The 21043-nt window shown below is 65.9% G+C and carries 17 protein-coding genes; 2 read left to right on the top strand and 15 right to left on the bottom strand.

Features of this window, described 5'->3' with window-relative positions:
- Positions 1-29: 29 nt before the first annotated feature.
- Both AN401_RS17230 and AN401_RS17225 read left to right on the top strand, forming a co-directional pair.
- Positions 30-1217, top strand: coding sequence for an EAL domain-containing response regulator (locus AN401_RS17230; RefSeq protein WP_096780016.1), 1188 nt, complete (start codon positions 30-32; stop codon positions 1215-1217).
- A gap of 143 nt (positions 1218-1360) precedes the next feature.
- Positions 1361-2908 carry a methyl-accepting chemotaxis protein gene (locus AN401_RS17225; protein WP_232513343.1) on the top strand — a complete coding sequence of 516 codons (1548 nt, stop codon included), beginning with the start codon at positions 1361-1363 and terminating at the stop codon, positions 2906-2908.
- Between the two features lie 54 nt (positions 2909-2962).
- On the opposite strand, the gene AN401_RS17220 is transcribed toward AN401_RS17225, so the two are convergent.
- The 15 genes from AN401_RS17220 to AN401_RS17150 all read right to left on the bottom strand — a co-directional run bounded on the left by AN401_RS17220 (position 2963) and on the right by AN401_RS17150 (position 21043).
- The gene (locus AN401_RS17220) at positions 2963-4303 is read right to left on the bottom strand and encodes a dicarboxylate/amino acid:cation symporter (RefSeq protein ID WP_096780014.1); all 1341 of its coding nucleotides are present in this window, start codon (positions 4301-4303) and stop codon (positions 2963-2965) included.
- A 332-nt stretch (positions 4304-4635) separates the two neighbouring features.
- Positions 4636-6051: a sigma-54-dependent transcriptional regulator gene (locus tag AN401_RS17215; protein WP_198401761.1), complete on the bottom strand. Its 1416-nt coding sequence runs from the start codon at positions 6049-6051 to the stop codon at positions 4636-4638.
- Positions 6038-7765, bottom strand: coding sequence for a transporter substrate-binding domain-containing protein (locus AN401_RS17210; RefSeq protein ID WP_096780400.1), 1728 nt, complete (start codon positions 7763-7765; stop codon positions 6038-6040). Before AN401_RS17210 ends, AN401_RS17215 begins: the two co-directional genes overlap by 14 nt.
- Before the next feature lie 67 nt (positions 7766-7832).
- Positions 7833-9041 carry an ammonium transporter gene (locus AN401_RS17205; protein ID WP_094038434.1) on the bottom strand — a complete coding sequence of 403 codons (1209 nt, stop codon included), beginning with the start codon at positions 9039-9041 and terminating at the stop codon, positions 7833-7835.
- A gap of 312 nt (positions 9042-9353) precedes the next feature.
- Positions 9354-10718 carry a hypothetical protein gene (locus AN401_RS17200; protein ID WP_096780013.1) on the bottom strand — a complete coding sequence of 455 codons (1365 nt, stop codon included), beginning with the start codon at positions 10716-10718 and terminating at the stop codon, positions 9354-9356.
- An 85-nt stretch (positions 10719-10803) separates the two neighbouring features.
- Positions 10804-11817, bottom strand: coding sequence for a YbaY family lipoprotein (locus AN401_RS19870; RefSeq protein WP_157772300.1), 1014 nt, complete (start codon positions 11815-11817; stop codon positions 10804-10806).
- 196 nt (positions 11818-12013) lie between these two features.
- On the bottom strand, positions 12014-13012 hold the full coding sequence (locus AN401_RS17190; RefSeq protein ID WP_096780012.1) for a metal-dependent hydrolase: 999 nt from the start codon (positions 13010-13012) through the stop codon (positions 12014-12016).
- Positions 13013-13018: 6 nt separating this feature from the next.
- The gene (locus AN401_RS17185; RefSeq protein ID WP_096780011.1) at positions 13019-13585 is read right to left on the bottom strand and encodes a TetR/AcrR family transcriptional regulator; all 567 of its coding nucleotides are present in this window, start codon (positions 13583-13585) and stop codon (positions 13019-13021) included.
- A 75-nt stretch (positions 13586-13660) separates the two neighbouring features.
- Complete coding sequence (locus AN401_RS17180) at positions 13661-14248, bottom strand: histidine phosphatase family protein (RefSeq protein WP_096780010.1); 588 nt, start codon at positions 14246-14248, stop codon at positions 13661-13663.
- Positions 14248-15081, bottom strand: coding sequence for a phosphonate ABC transporter, permease protein PhnE (gene phnE, locus AN401_RS17175; protein WP_096780009.1), 834 nt, complete (start codon positions 15079-15081; stop codon positions 14248-14250). Before phnE (AN401_RS17175) ends, AN401_RS17180 begins: the two co-directional genes overlap by 1 nt.
- Positions 15078-15860, bottom strand: a complete 783-nt coding sequence (gene phnE, locus AN401_RS17170) for a phosphonate ABC transporter, permease protein PhnE (RefSeq protein ID WP_096780008.1) — start codon at positions 15858-15860, stop codon at positions 15078-15080. The genes phnE (AN401_RS17175) and phnE (AN401_RS17170) overlap by 4 nt, the downstream gene beginning before the upstream one ends.
- Positions 15848-16609, bottom strand: a complete 762-nt coding sequence (gene phnC / locus AN401_RS17165) for a phosphonate ABC transporter ATP-binding protein (RefSeq protein WP_096780007.1) — start codon at positions 16607-16609, stop codon at positions 15848-15850. Before phnC ends, phnE (AN401_RS17170) begins: the two co-directional genes overlap by 13 nt.
- Positions 16610-16946: 337 nt before the next feature.
- A complete protein-coding gene (gene phnD / locus AN401_RS17160; RefSeq protein ID WP_096780006.1) occupies positions 16947-17984 on the bottom strand; it encodes a phosphate/phosphite/phosphonate ABC transporter substrate-binding protein in 1038 nt (345 codons plus the stop codon).
- 479 nt (positions 17985-18463) lie between these two features.
- Positions 18464-19534: a glycerophosphodiester phosphodiesterase gene (gene glpQ / locus AN401_RS17155; RefSeq protein ID WP_094038426.1), complete on the bottom strand. Its 1071-nt coding sequence runs from the start codon at positions 19532-19534 to the stop codon at positions 18464-18466.
- A 171-nt stretch (positions 19535-19705) separates the two neighbouring features.
- Positions 19706-21043: a sigma-54-dependent transcriptional regulator gene (locus AN401_RS17150; protein ID WP_096780005.1), complete on the bottom strand. Its 1338-nt coding sequence runs from the start codon at positions 21041-21043 to the stop codon at positions 19706-19708.

Here is a 21043-nt window from a genome sequence, read left to right as displayed (position 1 = left end):
TTTATTATCAAGTCATACAGGTTTTCCCCATGGCACTGAATATCGTAGTGATCGACGACGACGTTGAAATCAGAACCCTGACCCGGATGTTGCTGGAGAAAAAGGGGCACAGGGTCGAGCTGTTCCCCTCATTGGGCGAGGCCAGCCTGCACCTGGCGAGCGAAAAGGTGGAACTGGTGATCCTGGACCTCAATTTAGGCCGGCGGGACGGGCTGGAGGTGCTGCAATACCTGCACCGCATCAAGCTGACCGCCCCCGTACTGATCATCAGCAGCTGCGATGTCCGCACCGCCAACAGCGTGATCACCGTGGGGCAGGCCAGTGACCTCAACATGATCGGCTTTCTGCCCAAGCCGCTCAAGCTGACGGATCTGACCACCCTGGTTGCGCAACTGGATCGGGTTTCCAACCCGGTCAGCAACGACTCCCTCAATTCGGCACTCGAGAATGATCACTTTTTCCTGATGTACCAGCCGAAGATCGACCTGTCTTCCGCCACCCCGGTCTCGGTGGAAGCCCTGCTGCGCTGGAAAGATCCGGATCTGGGCATCATCCCGCCGGACAAGTTCATCCGCTTTGCCGAGATGAACGGTCACATCGCCCCCATCACCTGGCGGGTGATGGAAATGGCGATGTCGCAGCTGGCCCGCTGGCAGTCGGCGGGCATCAGGGTAACCATGGCGATCAACATGTCGGCGGTGCTGTTTTCCCGCACCGATGTGTGCGACATCACCAGCCGGCTGCTGGCCGAGCACCAACTCGATCCCAGCCTGCTGACCCTGGAGCTGACGGAAACGGCCGAGGTGGGCAACCTGATGCTGGGGCTGGAAACCATGACCCGGCTGCGGATCATGGGGGTGGATCTCTCGCTCGACGATTTTGGCACCGGCCACGCGTCCTTCACCCAGCTTTACCAGATCCCTTTCAGTGAACTCAAGGTCGACCGCATGTTCGTCGGCAAGATGCACCAGGATCCCAATGCCTACGCCATCGTCAGGAACATCATCAGCCTGGGGCAGTCGCTCGGCATGAGGGTGGTGGCCGAGGGGATAGAAACCGAGCAGCACCAGCAGATGCTGCTCGAGATGGGCTGCAACCTGGGCCAGGGCTACTTTATCGGCAAGCCGATGACGGCCGAAGACTTCGAAACCTGGTTTGCCAAACGTTGCTCCCCGCACGAGGTGGTGCCCTTTCGCCCGGAAAAGCGCTTGGGCTGACACGGGCACAGACATGGGCCCGCCTGAGGCGGTGTCCGGATATGAATAGCCGCTGTTGAGGCGAGTGATGCCGCTCAACGGCGGAGAGGTTGCCGTCATCCCACGCCAACAGACGGTGTTTGACCCAGGACAATACGATGCGAATGAATCTCCCCATAAGCTCCCGCGAGCGCCTGTTCCCCGAGCATGAACGCCTGGTTTCCGTTACCGACGCGCAGGGCAACATAGTGGCGTGCAACGATGCCTTCGTGGCCGTCAGTGGCTTCAGCCGCGATGAGTTGCTAGGCCAGCCACATAGTATTGTGCGCCACCCGGATATGCCGGCTCAGGCCTTCCGGGTGATGTGGGACCACCTGAGGGCGGGAACCCCCTGGATGGGCATGGTGAAGAACCGCTGCAAGAACGGTGACTATTACTGGGTGGATGCTTATGTGTCCCCCATTACCGAGCAGGGCAGGGTCGTCGGTTATGAATCGGTACGCTCCAGCCCTTGCCGGGAAGACGTTCTTCGTGCCGAGCGGCTCTATGCCCGGCTGGCCAACGGGCCGCTGTCTCGCCGGGCCAATGTACTTGGCCACCCCTGGCTGGTGTTGGCCGTGGGGCTGGTGCTGGCGGCGGGCCTGTTCCTGAGCGGCAAGCCGCCGGCCGCCCTGGCACTGCTGATCCTGTCGTTGACGGTCTTCGGGGGCAGGGTGAGCTACCGGCACCACCAGGCCATGCAGGGGTTGGACGAGTTGCTGGGCGGCGCCTTTCGCCATGAACTGGCCGTTCGCACCCATAGTCGGGAGCAGGGCATGCTGGGCCGGCTGAAAGTCGGCATCCGCAGCGAAAAGGCCCGCCTCAACACCATCATCACCCGTATCGAGGACGCCGCGAAACAGGTGGCGGGACACTCTCAAACCGGGTTGTCATTGTCGCAGCAGGCGCGTGAGGGCATGGAGCATCTGCGCCGGGAAACCGGGCAGGTAGCGACGGCCATGCACGAGATGACCGCGACCATCAAGGATGTTGCTTCCCATGTGCAGGAAACGGCAGTTCAGGCCGATAATGCCAACCAGCTGGCCACCCAGGGGAGGGCGGTGGCCGGGGTTACCCGGGAGGCGATTGCCGAACTCAAGCAGATAGTGGACGAGATCGGCGGCTCGGTACGGCAGTTGTCGGAACAGACCACGCAAATTGCGCGGGTGGCGCAGATGATCGAGGTTATTTCCGAGCAGACCAACCTGCTGGCGCTGAATGCCGCCATCGAAGCCGCCCGGGCCGGCGAACAGGGGAGAGGCTTTGCCGTGGTGGCGGACGAGGTCCGTCAACTGGCGAGCCGTACCCGGGATTCCACCGGCGAGATCCACCAGATAGTGGCGGCGCTGGCGCAGCGGGCCGGTGCGTCCGTGCAGGTGGCTGAGCGGGGCAAGGCCAGTGCCGAAGCGGGGCTGGAGCGAGTGATGGAAACCGAAAAGATGTTGGCCGGTATCTCTTCCTCGGTCGGACACATTGCCGACATGTCGTTGCAGATGGCTGCCGCCGTGGAGCAACAAGCCCATGTGGCGGAAGACATCAACCGCCAGGTGGTCAGCATTTCTGCCCTGACCGATTCAAGCCTGGCGCTGGCGGGGCAAGCCGCAACCAGCATCAAGGGGCTGAGAGCGGTGGCCGACGAACTCTACGAGCTGGTCGTGCGTCTCAAGCATTGATGCCCATAAATAAAACCGGCGCCCTGGGGCGCCGGTGTTGTACGGGGAGGTCGATCAGGCCTTGCTGGCCGAGGCCTCGCTGGCGGTGTCGCTGCCGCGACGGGGGAAGCGGATTTCCTCTTCCTTCTCGCCGGAGTGGGGGTCGTTGAAGCGGGCCAGGTCCATGGCGCCTTCGCTCTTGCCCACGATGCAGGTCACCACCGAGTCGCCGGTGATGTTGACTGCGGTGCGGAGCATGTCGAGCAGGCGGTCGACCCCGATGATCAGGGCGATGCCTTCCACCGGCAGGCCGACCTGGTTCAGCACCATGGCCAGCATGATCAGGCCCACGCCGGGTACGCCGGCGGTGCCGACGGAAGCCAGGGTGGCGGTCAGGATCACCATCAGGTAGTCGCTGAAGCTCAGGTCGATGTTGAAGGCCTGGGCGATAAAGGCGGTGGCCACCCCCTGCATGATGGCGGTGCCGTCCATGTTGATGGTGGCGCCCAGCGGCACGGTGAAGGAGGCGACCCGGTTTTCCACGCCCATGCGGCGGGTGGTGGTCTCCATGGTCACCGGTATGGTGGCGTTGGACGAGGCGGTGGAAAAGGCGAACATGATGGCGTCTTCCATCTTCTTCAGGAAGGTGAGCGGGCTCAGGCCGGTAAAGGTCTTGAGCATCAGGCCGTAGGTCACCAGGGCGTGCAGCACCAGGGTGCCGGCCACCACCAGGAAGTACTCGCCCAGGTTGACGATGGCGTCCAGCCCCAGGGTGGTGAACAGCTGGGCCATCAGGCAGAACACGCCGTAGGGGGCGATGTTCATCAGCAGGGTCACCAGCTTCATGATCACTTCGCTCACGTCGCCGAAGAAGGCGGCGATACGCTCGCCCGGCTTGCCCGCCAGGCTGACGGCGATGCCGAACAGCACCGCGAACACGATGATCTGCAGGGTGTTGCCCTGGGCCATGGAGTTGATGGGGTTGGTGGGGAACATGCCGATGAACACCTCACCCAGGGACGGGGCTTCCTTGGCGGCGAAGGTGCTGGCGGTGGTCAGATCCACGCCCTGGCCGGGCTGGAACAGGGTGCCCATCAGCAGCGCCAGGGAGATGGCGATGGCGGTGGTGGCCAGGTAGAAGGCCAGGGTCTTGCCGCCCAGGCGGCCCAGGGTGGACAGATCCTTCAGCGAGCTGGTGCCGCACACCAGGGATACGAAGATCAGGGGCACCACCAGCATGCTCAGGCTGGCGATAAAGATCTTGCCGCCCACATGGAGCAGGCCGTTGACCAGGTAGTCGTGCACCAGGGCGACATCCGCCAGCAGGGTGCGGAAGATAAAGCCGGCCAGTATACCCAGGCCCATGCCCAGCAGGACACGGCCGGTGAGGGACAGTCTTTTCTTGTCGGTTGTCATCAGGTGGATTCTCCATATCCGATGTGGAAAAGCAAAACGGCATCGGCGTCGATGCCCGAACTGGGGCCGCCAGAGCCGGAAGATCCGGAGGCGGGCGGACAGTACCGCGTACCAGGTATCAGCAAGGAGAATGCCAAGTTTTTAATTTCTACTTAACTTGTTGTTTTAAAAGAGTTAAATGACAAAGTGCCGACGCGGGAGCAGGGTGGGAAGGGGTATAACCAGGGTTATGGATTTGGTGGTTGTTGTATCCAACTTTTTTATTATCAAAGGGTTATTTGTTATTCCGTGGTTATAGCCTTAACCCTGGTTATAGGGGTTTGGGGAGGGACTCAGTCCTCCCCGGTGTTTTTCTTCAGCCGCTTGCTCAGGGCCGGCTGGGAGATGCCGAGCAGGCGGGCGGCCAGCGACTGGTTGCCCTGGGCCCGGCGCATGGCTTCGGCCACCAGCAGCTCGCCGGCCTGTTGCAGGGTGGGCAGGGTGTCGAGCTGGCTGAACAGGGGCTGCTCCGGCTCGTCCTGCGGCACGAGCGTGGGGTTGTCCTGGCCCAAGGCCTGGCGGAACACCTCCATCGACAGCATATGGCTGCGGTGCCGGCTCATGGCGTCGAACACCAGGGCGCGCAGCTCGCGCACGTTGCCGGGAAACTCGTAGTTGGCGAGCAGCACCGGCAGCTCCCTGGGCAGGGTCGGCACGCTCTTGCCCAGCTCCTCGGCCGCCTCGGCCAGGAAGTGGGCCAGCAGCAGGGGCAGGTCGCCCTTGCGCCGGCGCAGGGGCGGTATCTCCACCTGGTGGATGCGCAGCCGGTAGTAGAGATCCTTGCGGAAGCCGCCGTCCTGCTGCTTTCTGGCCAGATCCTGGTGGGTGGCCACCACGATGCGGGCCCGCAGCCGCTTGGGCCTGTCGCTGCCGAGGGGATAGTACTCGCCCTCCTGCAGCAGGCGCAGCAGCTTGACCTGGGAGGCCTGGCTGAGATCGCCGATCTCGTCCAGGAACAGGGTGCCGCCGGCGGCCTGCTCTATCATGCCGGCCCGGGCCCGGTCGGCACCGGTAAAGGCGCCGCGGTGGTGGCCGAACAGGGTGTCGGCGAAGACGTTGTCATCCAGCCCGGCGACGTTGACGCTGACCATGGGGCCCTGTGCATCGCCGAGGCGGTGGATGGCCCGGGCGATCAGCTCCTTGCCGACCCCGCTCTCGCCGCAGATCAGCACCGGCTGGCGGCTGACGGCGATCGCTTCCAGGTACTGGAACACGGATCTCATGGTCTTGTCCTGGGTGACGATATCGGCGAAGGCCTCGGGCTTTTCCAGGGTGTCGGTGAGGAAGCGGCGGCGCATCTCCTGGTTTTCCTGGCGCATTTCCTGGGCCTGGATGGCGCGGCGGATGCCGCCGATCAGCCGGTCTTCCTCCATGGTCTTGACGAAGTAGTCGTAGGCGCCGAGGCGGATGCAGTTGACCGCCGTTTCCAGCTGGTTCAGGCCGCTGATGATGATGGCGCCGATATCGGGATGCTCTTCCTTGATGCGCGCCAGCAGCTCCTCGCCGGACAGGTGCGGCATGGTCAGGTCGAGCAGCACCAGGCCGATGGGCTCCCGTGCTATGGTGGCCATCACCTCGCGGCTGTCGGTGCAGCGGTAGAGGTGGTTGATGCCCTGGCGCTCCAGGGCGATGCTCAGGCTGCGCAGAAAGGGGGCTTCGTCGTCCACCAGCAGCACCCCGAAGCCGGGATAGCGGTTATTGGTGATCACTCTGGTTTCCTTTGAGGGCGGGCAGGGTGAGGGTGGCGGTGGTGCCCTGGCCGGGGGTGGAGTCGTATTCCAGCCGGCCGCCGTGCTCCTGCACTATGCCGCTGGACACCGCCAGGCCCAGGCCGATGCCGCCCTGCTCGCGTTTGGTGGTGAAAAAGGGATCCCGCAGCCGGGACAGGTGCTCCGGGGCGATGCCCCGGCCCTGGTCGCGGACTTCCAGGCACAGCTCCCGGCTGCCGGCCAGGTAGCGGGTGCTCACCCGGATGCCTTGTTCCGGGCCGGTGAGCGCCTGGCAGGCGTTGACGATCAGGTTGATCACCACCTGCTCGATGCGCTGGCCGTTGCCGCGAAAGGGCGGCAGCCCCTCGCCGTAGCTCACCTCGAAGTGGTGGCTGGCCTTGCGGATGCTGGTGTCGACCAGGCGGATGGCGGTGGCCACCACAGCGTTGAGATCCACCGTCTCGTTGAGCTCGCCCGGGCCCTGGCGGGCGAAGTCGCGCAGGTCGTCGACGATGCGGCGGATGCGGTCGGCGCTGGTGAGCATGTCGTCCAGCATGGCCGGGATCTCGTCGCGCATGCGGCTGTAGGGCAGGCCGCCCAGGTAGAAATCGCCGTGGCTGTGGTAGTGCGCTTCCAGGATCTCCTCGGCATCCTGATAGGCCTCTTTGAGTACCGGCAGGTTGAGCAGCAGCAGGCCGCTGGGGTTGTTGATCTCGTGGGCCACCCCCGACACCAGTATGCCGAGGGAGGCCATCTTGTCGGCCTGCAGCAACTGCTGCTGCTGGCGTTCCAGCTCTCGGCTGCGGCGGTCCACTTCCCGGCGCAGGGTCCGGTTCCAGATCATGATGGCGGCCAGCCCCAGCAGCAGCAGCAGGGAAACCAGGGCGGCGGCCAGGCCGATTTTCTTCCAGGGCAGGCCCGGGCTTTCCAGCGGGCCCAGCCACTTGTCATACAGGGCCTGCTGGCGGCCGGTGTTCTTGAGAATGGCCAGCCCCTCGCTGAAGCGGGCCAGCAGCGCCTCGTTGCCTTTGGTCACCATGTAGCCGTAGCGGTGGGGCGGGAAGGGATGGCCCACCGGCGCCAGGTTGGACAGCTCCAGCTCCCGGCCGAGATAGAGGCCGGGCAGGTTGGCCACCAGGGCGAAGTCGTGCCGGCCGGAAGCCAGCAGCCGCAGGGCGTCGGAGTGGGTGTCGACCGGCACGGCCAGGGCATCGGGGGCGAGCCGGCTGAGTTGTTCGTGCATGATGCTGTCGCGCTGCACTATCACCTCCCGTCCGGCCAGATCGGCCAGGCTGACATTGGCCGCCTCGCCCTTGCGGGCGAACAGGGAGTGGTTGATCAGCGCATGGGGCGGGGAAAAGGCAAACCAGCGGGCCCGCTCCGGGGAGAAGACGGCGCCCTGCAGCACGTCCAGCTCGCCGTCGAGCAGGCGCCGGCGCATCTGCTGCCAGTGGCCGAGCTCGATCTCCACCTGCATGCCCATCACCTCGGCGATGGCCAGGGTCAGCTCGGTATTGTAGCCGTCGGGCTCCCCCTGTTCGTTGATGAACTCGTAGGGCGGGTAGTTGAGGTCGCCCCCCACCCGGATCACGCCACCCTGGGCGGCGGCCGGCCCGGCCAGGCCCAGCCAGAGCAGGGCCGCCCACAGCACGGCCAGCCGGCCAGGCCGGGTTGCGCTTGTCCGCTTGCCGTGTTCAGGAGCCCTCTCGTTCATGCCGTCCGCCCGCTGCTGCAAAGGCGACAGTATACCATCACTCGGGCGGGGCGTACCCGGGCGGCGCTCAGTCGTTGCTGGTGGCGGCAATCTTGTGGATGCTGAGATCGGCGCCGTTGAACTCCTGCTCGTCGCTGAGGCGCAGGCCCACCACCATCTTGATACCGCCGTACACCAGCAGGGCGCCGAGCACGGCCACGGCGATGCCGGCCAGGGTGCCGATCAACTGGGACACCAGGCTGACCCCGCCCAGGCCGCCGAGGGACGACTGACCGAAGATGCCGGCGGCGATGCCGCCCCAGGCGCCGCACAGGCCGTGCAGCGGCCAGACCCCGAGCACGTCATCGATCTTCCAGCGGTTCTGCTGCAGGGTGAACAGCCACACGAACAGGGCGCCGGCCACGGCGCCCACCGCCAGGGCACCGATGGGGTGCATGATGTCGGAGCCGGCGCACACCGCCACCAGCCCGGCCAGGGGACCGTTATGGATAAAGCCCGGGTCGTTCCTGCCGAGGATCAGGGCGGCGATGATGCCGCCGACCATGGCCATCAGCGAGTTGATCGCCACCAGGCCGGAAATGCCGTCCAGGGTCTGGGCCGACATCACGTTGAAGCCGAACCAGCCGATGGACAGTATCCAGGCGCCCAGGGCCAGGAAGGGGATGTTGGAGGGCGGAAAGGCCACCAGCTTGCCGCCCTTGTAGCGGCCCTGCCGCACGCCCAGCAGCAGCACCGCCACCAGGCCGATCCAGCCGCCCACCCCGTGCACCACCACCGAACCGGCGAAGTCGTGGAAGGCGGCGCCGAAGGTGGCCTCCAGCCAGGCCTGGAAGCCGAAGTTGCCGTTCCAGATCAGCCCCTCGAAGAAGGGATAGACGAAGGCCACGCTCAGCGCCGAGGCGGTGAGCAGGGGCCAGAACCGGGCGCGTTCGGCGATGCCGCCGGAGACGATGGCCGGGATGGCGGCGGCGAAGGTCATCAGGAAGAAGAACTTCACCAGCTCGTAGCCCTGGCCGGCGGACAGGGTGTCGGCGTCCTGGAAGAAGGTGACGCCGTAGGCGACCCAGTAGCCGACGAAGAAGTAGGCCACGGCGGAAAAGCCGAAGTCGGTCATGATCTTGGCCAGGGCGTTGACCTGGTTCTTGTGGCGCACCGTGCCCACTTCGAGAAAGGCGAAGCCGGCGTGCATGGCGAACACCATCACGGCCCCCATCAGGATGAAGAGGGTGTTGGCGCTCTGCGCCAGGCTGTCGATGGCGCTGCTGATATTGTCCATGGATTGATCTCCTCGGGCCCGCCGGCGGCGGGCCATCACTGCACGATGATGGTGCATTTGCCAAACAACTTGTCCAAAGTGGTGCGCGCACTGTCGTGCCGGGGCGGTCATGGACCCGGACGGATTTTTGGTCTTATTGTCAAGCTATTGATTAATAAGTTAAAAATATCCCTCTGGCACCACCTTGGTGCGCGGGCCCTGTTTTTGGGCCCAACATCGAACAGGATTTAGCAGGAAGCATGCCAAGGACGGAGCGCCAGCCGGCCGAAGGGCCGTGACAACGGGAGCGGGGTCTGGCCGGCGGGGCGGTCGTCAGCCGCCGTCCTTGCCCGGCTGGGGGATCTCTTCCACTTCCACTATCTTGGAGCGGCTCATCACCACCTTCCAGCGCTGGAGCACCGGCGGTTTCTGCCCCTGTACCTCGCGGGTGACCAGGTTGATGAGGTAGCGTTTTTCCACCGGCTGGCGGGTGACCTGATTGTCCTTGAGCTGGTAGACGTGATGGGAGCCCTTTTCCATCAGCCGGGCCAGCAGGGCCAGGTCGAGCTGCAGCACTTCCCGGGTCTGCTCGTAACCGCTCAGGAAGCGGGTCGGCAACATGCGCGAGTGGCTGCCGTAGTGCATGATCACTTCCTCGCGCTGGCTGACGTTGGCCCGGCGGGCGGCCCTGATGGCGCCGTCCAGGCGGGAGGGCGACTGGTAGTCGAACCACTCCAGCTGGCGTCCGACCAGCTGGTTGCTGTGCACGTCGAAGTACTGCCGCCGCCACTTGGGCCGGCCCTTGCGCAGCCAGCGCCACAGGGTGGCGCGCAGATCCTCCTTGAAGATCTCCCGCATGGCGTAGAGCAGGGCCAGGGCGAAGATCACCATCAGCGAGATGCCGCCCAGGGTTTCGCGCACCTCGAAGGCGGCGAGCGACACCGAGGTCATCACCACGGCGGTGACCCCGGCCTTGAGCAGCTTCTGCTCGCCGCCGCCCAGCTCCCGGGTTTTCTCCTTGAGGGTGACCGGGTATTCGATCAGCCGGCGCAGCAGCCGCATCTTGTTGGACAGGCGCGAGGGGGAGTCGTCGGTGTGGGGGGAGTTGTACTGCTGGGCTTCTCGGTGCCGCCGCTCGGCGCCGCAGGCATCCAGCAGCCGGGGCTTGAGCAGCTTGTAGTCGTCGTTGCGGGGCAGGTGGGCCACCAGCGACAGCAGCCGTTGCTCGGTGAACCAGGACAGGTAGTTGTCGATATTGGCGTAGTACTTGAGCAGGGTCTCGTCCGCCGGCACGTTGCGCCGCAGCCGCTTGAGGATATCCTCGGCCAGGGCGATGACCTCTTCCACCTCTTCCCGGCCGGCCGCGTCCTTGCTGTTGCGCAGCTCGTGGCAGGACTGCTCCAGCCCCGCCACGTACTGGTAGGCGTAGAGGCTGAGGCTGAGCCGGTACTGCTCGGTGCCGAGCTTGCCCCGGCGGGCCAGGCGGCTGTGCACCAGGGGCAGGTGCTGGCGGTCGCTGAAGTAGGTGCGCTTGACGTGGATGGCGCTATGGTAGAACTCCTCCTCCGGCACCACATGGCTGTTGAGCCCCAGCTCGCCGGGAATGAACAGGTAGAGATCCAGCCGGTGCTCGGTGGCCTCCCGCAGGATGCGGGAAATCTTCAGGGAAAAGCCGTCTTTGCGCTCAACGGTGATCACGGGGTTACCAGAAAGGCGAGTGATGACAGTATGTTAACTCATTTTGAAGCAGCTTGCCCGGGCCGGGGCGGCCCGGGCGGGGGGCTCAGTCCAGCCGGGTGCCGCAGCCGCGGAACTGCTGGTCGTCGAGGGTGACCAGCACCCGGTAGGGGAATTCCTCGCCGCTCATGTCGTCCTGGCAGCGTTCCTGGCTGACGCTGACCTCGAGCCGGTGGTCGGCGCTGGCCGCCCGGTAGCCGGCGTCGTCCGGCAGGGCTTCGGGCGTCGGCAGCAGCAGCTCGTTGGCGCCGTAGTTGTAGTTGAAGCGGATCTGCTGGCCGGCGGTCACCTCCAGCACCCAGCCGGGTTCGTTGCCGGTGGCCCTCAGGGTCACGCCGCGCAGGCGGGCGTCTTCCCGCAGGCCCGCGGCCCTGTCTTCCACGCATTCGCCGTAGTCCTGGCCGGCCACTTCCAGCAGGGCGGTATCGCCCTTGCTCCAGACCTGGGCCTGCTCGTTCTCGAAGCGGGCGCCGCTGGCGGAGATCACCTGGGGCAGTTCCTGGTAGGGTAGCTCGAAGCTGTCCGGCAGCCAGAGGCCGAGCCGGCCATCATGATACTGGACCACGAACTCGAAGGGCTCGCCGTCTTGCGGGGTGCAGCGGTACACCAGGGTGGAGGGGCCGGCCGGCGCCGACTCGACCTGCTCCAGGCGGATCTCGATGTCGTCGCCGGGCTGGCCCTGGGTCAGCACGCCGTGGTGTTCGGTGGTGGTCCACAGCAGGGTGCCGGCGGCATCGCGGATCTCGCCGCGCACCGCGTAGCGGTGGCTGGGCTCGATGGCGGCGGTATCGTATTCCAGGCTGAAGGGCAGCGGTACCTGCCGGCCTTCGGTGGCGAAGTTCTGTTCCGCCAGGGTCTCGGCGGGGGCGTCGGCCAGGCTGACGTCTTCCAGGCGCACGCTGGCCCGGGCGTCCTCCGGCAGGGCGATGCGCGGCAGATAGACGAGGTTGCCGGAGAGGGTGGCCGTGCCGGCCTGCTCGTTGGCGGCCTGCTCTTCCGAGCAGCCGGCCAGGGTAAAGGCAAACAGCAGCGCCAGGGGCGCCAGGCGTAAGGTGTGCATATGATGTTCCCGTGTTGAAAAAGGACGCTCCTGCCGTGCCTTGGCGGCGGGCGGGCTCCTTCCCTGGGCGTCGCGGATCTGCTTGACCGTTAAAATCTAGTCCCAAACCGGCCCCTTTGTCCATGGGGGCGGAGGCCGCCTTCCCCGGGAAGAGGCCGGGGGAGGATCACCACCGCCAGCTTCTGACCCGCAACGCCTACAGCCGCTGGCGCCACTCGCTCAGGTAGCGCATCCGGTACAGCCGCCAGTCGCCGTCGGCCCGGTGGCACAGGCCGTAGCGAAAGCTGGCCGGCAGGGCGGGCCAGTCGTAGCGCAGATCGCTGAACCAGACACAGCGCTCGTCCTCACGCTGCTCCACCCGGTACAGGTAGGGATAGCGGGCGAAGTCGCGAAAGGGCCGCAACGCCGGGTGCCGCCAGGCCTGATCCACCTCCGTTTGCCAGTCCGGATCGGCGCTGCTCGGGCCATAGGGCTGCCAACGGGCCCCGGCTCCGGTCTGGTAGCCCTGCCGCCAGCCGGGGTAGCCGAGCCAGGAGGAGACCCGGGCGGCGACGGGATCCGGCGCCAGCCGCAGGTAGAGCGACTGCTGGCGGTGGGGGTCGATCACCTGCCAATGCAGCGGCGAAAAGGGCTGGGGAATGGCCACGGCAGCGCCGCCCTGGTACAGGGCCAGTTGCTTGAGCCCGAGCAGCAGGCCCAGGTAGAGGAGCGGCGGCAGCAGGACGAGCCGTCGCCCCGGCCGCCGGTACAGCACCGCCAGGCAGAGGCCCAGCAGCAGGGTGAAGTAGGCGTCGATCACGAACAGCAGATCGGCGCTGAAGCGGGCCCGGCTCAGGGGATAGAACAGCTGGGTGCCGTAGCCGGTGAGGGCGTCGAGCAGGTCGTGGGACAGGATGCCGACAAGGAGGAGCAGGAACAACCAGCGGCCCTGGGCGCGCAGGGCCGGGTGCAGCCGCAGCACCAGGGCCAGCAGGCCGGCCCAGAGCGGCGCCAGCAGCAGGGAATGGGTCGGCCCCTGGTGCCAGTAGGCGAGGAATTCCAGCGGCGACCAGGGGAAGAGGGCGTAGTCGATGTCGGGGAAGAGGCCGCCCAGGGCGCCCAGCCACAGCCGTTGGTTGCGGCCCAGGGGGCAGCGGCGCGGTGAGGGCAGTTGCGCCAGGGTGGCGCCGAGCAGGGCGTGGCTCAGGCCGTCCATGGCCGCTCAGCACCGGGGGCAGCGCCGGGTGGCCCGCTCCAGCAGGCCGCGCAGCAGGGTGCGGGTGGTGTTGAGGTTGTCGCTGCCGTCCACCAGGAAGCTGGCGACGGCGGTGAGGTAGATGGAGGTGAGGGTGAGCTCCCCCAGGATGCGGCCGAGGCCGGTCGGCCGCCACCGGGCGGCCTCGATAAACCACTGTACGGTGCGGCTGATCCGGGTGATGCCGTGGGCCTGCAGGTGGAAGTGGCCCGGTTCCAGCTTGTAGGCCAGCATGTCCCGCACCAGCGGCTTGTAGGGCGCCAGGTAGTCCAGCCAGGCCATGATGCGGATCAGCAGCCGCTCCGCCAGGGCTTCGTCCTCTTCCGGGGGCAGGCCCAGCATGGCGGCGTCGGCCCGGTCGAACAGGGCCTCGGCCATGTCGTCCTTGGAGCGGAAATGGCGGGCGATCTCGGCCAGGCTCAGTTCCCTGGCGTCGGCCAGCTCCTGCAGGCTGAAGGCTTCCCAGGAGCTGTGCAGGGCGAGGTGGAGGGCGGCGTCGAGAATGGCGTCGTGCTCGGCGGAAAAGGTCGACATGGGCAGGTCCGCGTTCGGGTGGCAACTGCCTACAGTATAGCCGCCCGGCACGCCCTCTTTCGGAGGGCCAGGTCCTCAGGGCAGGACGGCCTGCGGAGCCAGGCTCAGCTCCCGCACCTCGGCGGTGGCCAGGGGCTTGAGCTCCCGGTGGCGGCCGAGGGGCAGCCCCAGGGCCAGGGCCAGCAGGATTTGCAGGGTATCGCCGTGGCTCACCAGCAGCAGGGTCTGGTCCCGGTGCCGTTGCTCCAGCTGTTCGATCAGCCGCCAGCCGCGTTCGGCCACCTGGTTCAGGCTTTCGACCCCGGCGTAATGGTGATCCGGGTTCAGCTCGTCCTGCTGCCATACGTCCGGGTAGCGCAGGTCCGGGCCGCCGTCCAGCTCGCCGAAGAAGCGCTCGCGCAGGGCGATGTCCTCGTTCAGGGGGCAGAGGAAGCGGGCGGCGGCCAGCTCGGCGGTATCCCGGGCCCGCCGGAACGGCGAGCTGACGATGCGATCCGGCCGGGGACAGGGCCAGTTCGCCAGGGTGCAGGCCACCTGTTGCCGACCCTGGGGGGAGAGGCCGTAGCCGGCCTCGCCCTGCCTGGGATGGCTGATGATGAGGTGGGCCTGGTTGGCCAGGCTGTGGCCATGGCGCAGCACCAGATAACGATTGTTCAGGGTCATTACAGCAACCTCTTGCGCACCTGCACCACCAGCCACTCGGCCAGCAGCACCACCACCAGTATGCTCATCAGTACCGTTGCCACCCGTTCCCACATGAACAGGTTCATGGCGTCGCTCAGCACCACGCCGATGCCGCCGGCGCCCACCAGCCCCAGCACCGCCGACTCGCGCACGTTAATGTCCCAGCGGAACAGCACTATGCTGAAGAAGGCCGGCATCACCTGGGGCCAGTACCCCTTGATCAGCACGCTGGCGGTGGAGGCGCCGGTGGCGCGCAGCGCCTCGATGGAGCCCATGTTGATCTCCTCGATGGCCTCGGCCAGCAGCTTGCCTACGAAGCCCACCGAGCGCAGCGCCACCGCCAGCGCCCCGGCGATCACCCCGGGGCCGAACACCGCCACGAACAGCAGGGCCCACACCAGGGAGTTGACCGAGCGGGAAGAGACCAGGAAGAAGCGGGCCAGCCAGTTCAGCCAGGGCGAGGCCACCACGTTGCCGGCGTTGAGCAGCGCCAGGGGCACCGCCAGCAGCAGGCACAGCAGGGTGCCCAGGGTGGCGATGTGCAGGGTTTCCATCAGGGCGCCGTGGATGGTGGTCGGGTAGGAGGCCCATTCCAGCGGCCACATGCGGGCGAACATGTCCGCCATTTGCTGGGGGGCGTCGAACAGGAACTCGGGGATCACCTCCACGGTGCGCACCGAGATCACGAAGGCGGCGACGATCACCAGGTAGACCAGGTAGCGGCTCAGGCGTTGCAGCGGGGTGAAGCGCTGCCATTGGCGTTGGGGCTGGGACATGGGCGCTTGCTCCATCGACTGGGTGTGACTGCTCATTGGAAAACTCTCCGTACCGCGTTGGACAGGGCCTCGCCCACCAGGATCAGGGCGATGATGGTGATCAGGATGGCGGTGACGAAGTCGTAGTCGAAACGCTGGAAGGCGGCGAACAGGGTGCCGCCCAGTCCGCCGGCGCCGACCAGGCCGACCATGGTGGAGTTGCGCAGGTTGGAGTCGAGCTGGTAGGTGGAAAAGCCGATAAAGCGGGAGAACACCTGGGGCAGCACCGCGAACAGGATGACGCTGACAAAGCCGGCGCCGGTGGCGCGGATGGCCTCTACCTGCTTGAGCGAGATCTCCTCGATGGCCTCGGCGAACAGCTTGGCGATAAAGCCCACCGAGGCCACCACCAGGGTGAGGATGCCGGCCAGGGCGCCGAAGCCCACCGCCTTGACGAAGAGGATGGCGATGATCACCGGGTGGAAGGTGCGGCACACGGCGATCAGCACCCGCGCCGGCGAGGTGACCAGGGTGGGCATCAGGTTGCGGGCGGCGAGCAGGCCCACGAACAGGGAAATGAAAATGCCGGCCACGCTGGCGATCACCGCGATCTGCAGGCTTTCGATCAGGTCGTGCAGCAGGATCTCCCAGCGATCGAAGTTGGGCGGGAACATGCGATCCAGCAGGCGGGCGCCGTGGCCCAGGCCGTCGACGAAGCGGGCCCAGTTGAGATCCATGGCGCCGAAGCCGTACACCACATAGGCGGCCAGGACCAGCCAGCCCAGGCGGGCCGCCGGGCTCTGGCGGAAGGGGTTGGAGCGGGTTACACCAGCCATGATTCACCTCCGTAGATCTGCTTGAGGTGGGCGTCGGTGATGCCGGCGGGATCGCCGTCGTATACCACCTGGCCGCCGCTCATGCCGATCATGCGCCGGGCAAAGCGCTGGGCCAGCTTGACGTCGTGGATATTGACCAGGGTGGGGATGCCCTGGCTGGCGGCCAGGGTGTCCATCAGTTCCATGATCTCCACCGCCGTCTTGGGATCGAGCGACGAGGTGGGCTCGTCCGCCAGCAGGATATAGGGCTGCTGCATCAGGGCGCGGGCGATGCCCACCCGCTGGCGCTGGCCGCCGGACAGGCTGTCGGCCCGCTGCATGGCGAAGTCGGCCAGGCCCACTTTTTCCAGCAGCTCGAAGGCCCGATCCAGATCCTCCCGGGCGAAGTTGCGTCGCCAGGCCTGCCAGGCGCTCATGTAGCCGAGCCGGCCGGTGAGCACGTTTTCCAGCACCGTCAGCCGCTCCACCAGGTTGTATTCCTGGAACACCATGCCGATGTGGCGGCGCAGCCGGCGCAGCTCCTTGCCCCTGGCCGCCGCCAGATCCGCCTGCCGGAACAGGATCTGACCCTGGCTGGGGGTGATCAGCCGGTTGATGCAGCGCAGCAGGGTGCTCTTGCCGGTGCCGGAAGGGCCTATGATGGCGATGATGCCGGGTTCGGTGATGTCGATGTCGATCTGGCGCAGTATCGGCTTGCCCGGGGTGTAGGCGTGGCTGAGCTGCTTGATCTGCAGATAGGAGCTGGTCATCTCGTTCTTCCTTGCGGTTAATCGGAAAAAGGGGGCGCCTCTGTACGAAAAGGCGTCCGGTCACAGGCTGTCATTCCTGAGGTCGTTTACGATCTCCACGGGGCTTGTCGGTTGTGGCCAGAGGAAAGGCAACAGGGCTACCTCCACCGACACGCTGCAAGCACATCCCTGTGACGCTCGGCACATGCCGTCCCTGGCATGTGACGGTTGGCGGAGGCAATCCCTGTCGCCTCTTTCAACCCCGACGTCGTCTGTTGATGTAGCCAGCAGGCGACACTAGAGTTCCAAGCAGCACCCTTTGGCCGAATGCTGCAGAGCGTAAACAGGCCCCGGGTCTTTACTGTTGGGCCTGTTGCGCCAGGGCTTCGGCCCGTTGCTTGGCGGCGTCGGCGGCTTCCTTCTCCGCCAGTTGCTGCAGGCCGTTCTTGGTGTAGGCGGTGCCGGTGGCGTGGGCGATGTCGCGGATGATCTGCCAGTCTTCCTTGTAGGTGATGGGGTAGAAGCGATCGGCACCGCCGAAGGTCTCCTGCATTTCTGCCGGGAAGCGATAGCTGTCGAAGGCGTCCTTGATCCTGGCCACCAGATCCGGGTGCAGGTCGTGGGCATAGCCGAAGGAGGAGGTGGGGAAACGGGCGCTGGTGTAGATGGTGCGGAAGTCCTCGCCCTTGACCCGGCCGGCCTCGACCATGCGGTCGTAGACATCGGAGGCCACGGGAGCGGCGTCGTAGTCGCCGGACAGCACGCCCATCACCGACTGGTCGTGCTTGCCGGAATAGACCACCTTGTAGTCTTCGTCCGGGGTCAGGCCGATCAGCGGAAACAGGGCACGGGGCGCCAGGTTGCCGGAGTTGGAGGACACGGCGGTGTGGGCCACCGTCTTGCCCTTCACGTCCTCCATGGTCTGGATGTCGCTGTCGGCGCGCACCAGCATGATCAGGTTGTAGCCCTGGAAGGCCTCTTCGGTGCCTTTGACGGCGATGGGCACATAGCCGGCCAGGTTGACCGCGTAGCCGGTGGGGCCGGTGGAGAAGCCGGCGATATGCAGCCGGCCGGAGCGCATGGCCTCGACCTGGGCCGAGTTGGAGTGTACCGAGTAGTAGATCACCTTCTTGCCGGTTTTTTCCGCCAGATAGTTCTGGAAGTCGGCGAAGGCGTCGCGGTAGACGGCGGGATCTTCCACCGGGGTATAGGTGAACACCAGGGTGCCCGGATCCTTCCACTGCTTGGGATCGGCGGGGGTGTCGGCCACCATGTCGCCGTTGCTGTCGCAGTACATGTCGTCGAGCACGCCGCGGGGGCAGTCCTGGGCCTGGGCGGCGACGCCGAAGCCGAGCAGGGCGGAGGCCAGCAGGCCGGTGATCAGGTTTTTGGTCATGGTTTTCGTCCTTATCTTGTCGATTATTCCGTATGGGCGGTGCCCGGTGTTGCCCTTTCCCTATGGCAATATGGGTGCCAATATTTTTAATCTTTTATTTTCAATGTGTTAACTTTTTTCGTCTGGTTTGATAACCGGCTTTGGGACAGTCCTGTCCCGCCGGTTTTGTTAAAAAGGGACAGGGTTGTCCCTTGTGGACTGACCGCTTATCCCTGCGACTCTCGTCGGTGGCAAACGACGTTTGCAGATTGGCACCTGACTGGTGGAGCGCAGGCGGCCCGCCTGCTTTCCCGCGCAGCGGGAACCCCCGGGCTGGCCCGCCACACCACAGGTTCAAAGAGGCTCGAGGCAGAACAGGCATTGCGGGCTGGGCTGTGCCTTCGCCCACCTCGGCGCCATCTTCATGCGGGCGGGCCGCCCGCGCCCCAAGAATCATCCCTGCCTGATTTTTAAACTACATGGCGCTCTGGGTTGGTGTCTTACTCCGCCTGCCGTTCCAAAAAGGCGACGGCCCTGTCGGGGAAGTCGGTAAAGACCCCGTCCACCCTGGCCTGGTTGTAGAAGACGTCGAGCAACTGCTCGAAGTTTTCGGCGTAGGCGGGCAGCCGGCCTTCGTCCAGGCGCAGGGTGTAGGGGTGCACCTCCAGGCCGGCGGCCTGGGCCCGGGCCGCCAGGCCGGTCAGCTCGATGTTGCCGGGGGTGGAGCCGTCGGCCACCACCATCGGCATCCAGGGGCCGACGCCGTCCGCGTGCCGGGCCAGGGTGGCCATGGCGTCGGGCTCGAACATCCAGTCGTAGTCATAGGGGATCCACTGGCCCTGGGCATCCTGCTCGAAGGTTTCGCCCCAGTCGGTATGGGCCAGCAGCATCACCAGCTTGATGTCCATGCCGTATTCCGGCAGCAACTGCTCCTTGATGCGCTTGAGCTCGTTGTAGTCGAAGGTCTGCAGGTAGACCTTGCTGTCCCGCCCGGTGTAGCCGTAGCGCTTGAGCACCTCCAGGGTGGCGCGGGCAATGTCCTTGCCGTGCTGGTGGTGCAGCCAGGGCGCCTTGATCTCCGGGTAGATGCCGATGTCGTAGCCCAGGCTCTTGTTCAGGCCCTGGATCAGCTCGATTTCCTCCTCGAAGGTGGGAATGCGAAAGCTGGACTGCCACAGGGGGAAACGCCCGGGATAGACGGCGCTCTGTTTGCCGGCTTCGTCCTGGTTGAACACTTCGGTGGCCCGCAACTGGCGGATCTCGTCCAGGGTGAAGTCGATGGCGTAGTAGCGGCCGTCTTCCCGGGCGCGGCCGGGGAAGCGTTCGGCCACGTCGCTGACCCGGTCCAGGTAGTGATCGTGCAGTACCACCAGGCGATCATCCTTGGTCATCACCAGGTCCTGCTCCAGGTAATGGGGCTTCATGGCGTAGGCCAGGGCCTTGGCCGCCAGGGTGTGTTCCGGCAGGTAGCCGGAGGCACCCCGGTGGGCCACGACTATCTGTTCGGCCTGCAGCCAGGGGGAGCACAGCAGGGTGGTGGCCAGCAGGCCGCTCAGCAGGGGTTTGGTCATGATGTCAGTCCTTCATCGTTGAAAAGTCCATAGGGTGAATGCCCGTTTGGGCCAACTCCCTATGGCAAAATCGATGCCACGATTTTTTCTTTTTATATTTCATGTTGTTATGAAATCGTGATGACAGGCGAAGAGGACTTTGGGACAGGGTTGTCCCAAAGCCCGGGGGGCTCAGCCGCGGTAGTCCCATTTGTCCAGCTGGTACTTCTTCATTTTGCGGTAGAGGGTCTTGCGGGTCAGGTTGAGGTGCTCGGCGGCCTTGTTGATCTGGCCCTGGTGGCGGCGCAGGCTGTCCATGATAAGCCTCCGTTCGTAGCCTTCGAGCTGCTGTTCGAAGTCGGCGTCGCCGTCGCCGTCGGCGGTCGGTTCGGGCTGGTCCAGGTTCAGCCCTTCGCCGGCCACCCCCAGCACGAAGCGCTCGGCCACGTTGCGCAGCTCGCGCACGTTGCCGGGCCAATCGTGTTGCTCCAGGCGGGCGAGCTGGCTGGGCCTGAGGCCGGGCAGGGGGCGCTGGTATCTGTCCGCCGCCTGCCGGGCGTGGAAGCGGAACAGCTCGGCCAGATCCTCCTTGCGTTCGCGCAGCGGCGGCAGGTGCAGGCAGGCCACGTTGAGCCGGTAGTAGAGGTCGGCGCGAAAGCGGCCCTGCTCGCTGAGTTCGGCCAGATCCGCCTTGCTGGCGGCGATCACCGTGATCCGCACCGGTATGGGGTCGGTGCCGCCGACCCGCTCTATGGTCCGTTCCTGCAGCACCCGCAGCAGGCGGATCTGCGCCGCCAGGGGCATGCTCTCGATCTCGTCCAGGAACAGGGTGCCGCCGTGGGCCACCTCAATTTTGCCGATGTGGCGGCGCTGGGCGCCGGTGAAGGCGCCGGCCTCATGGCCGAACAGCTCGCTCTCCAGCAGGTGTTCGGGCATGGCGCCGCAGTTGATGGCCACGAAGCGCTTGTCCCGCCGCGGGCCGGCGTCGTGCAGGGCACGGGCCGACACGTCCTTGCCGGTACCGGTCTCGCCGTAGATCAGGGTGTCCACCTGGGCGGCGGCCAGCACCCGGAGCTGCTCCCGCAGCCGCTGCATGGGGGCCGACTGGCCGAGCAGGGTGCGGGCCAGGGGATCCTCGCCTTCGGGCTGCGACTGCGGCTGCAGGCTCAGGCGGCGCTGTGCCATGGCGCTGTGCAACCGTTCTAGCAGCGCCTCGGGCTGCAGGGGTTTTTCCAGGAAGTCGTAGGCGCCCTCCTTCATCGCCTGGATCGCCATGGGAATGTCGCCGTGGCCGCTCATCAGGATCACCGGCAGTTCCCTGTCCCTGGCCTGCACCCGTTGCAGCAGCTCGAGGCCGTCCAGCCCCGGCATGCGCACGTCGGTGAGCAGCACCGCCTCGCGCCCCGGGCTCAGCTCGGCCAGGGCCCGGCGGGGATCGGCGAAGGCCCGCACCCGGAAGCCCTCGAGTTCCAGCATTTCGGTCAGGCTGTCCCTGACCATGGCTTCGTCGTCGATCAGCAGTATTTCCAT

Origin of the sequence: Zobellella denitrificans (assembly GCF_002407485.1) — a bacterium.
In the GTDB taxonomy this organism is placed as follows: Bacteria; Pseudomonadota; Gammaproteobacteria; order Enterobacterales; family Aeromonadaceae; genus Oceanimonas; species Oceanimonas denitrificans.
Note: the sequence above shows the minus strand (reverse complement) of the source record. Positions and strands in the feature narration are given on the sequence as shown.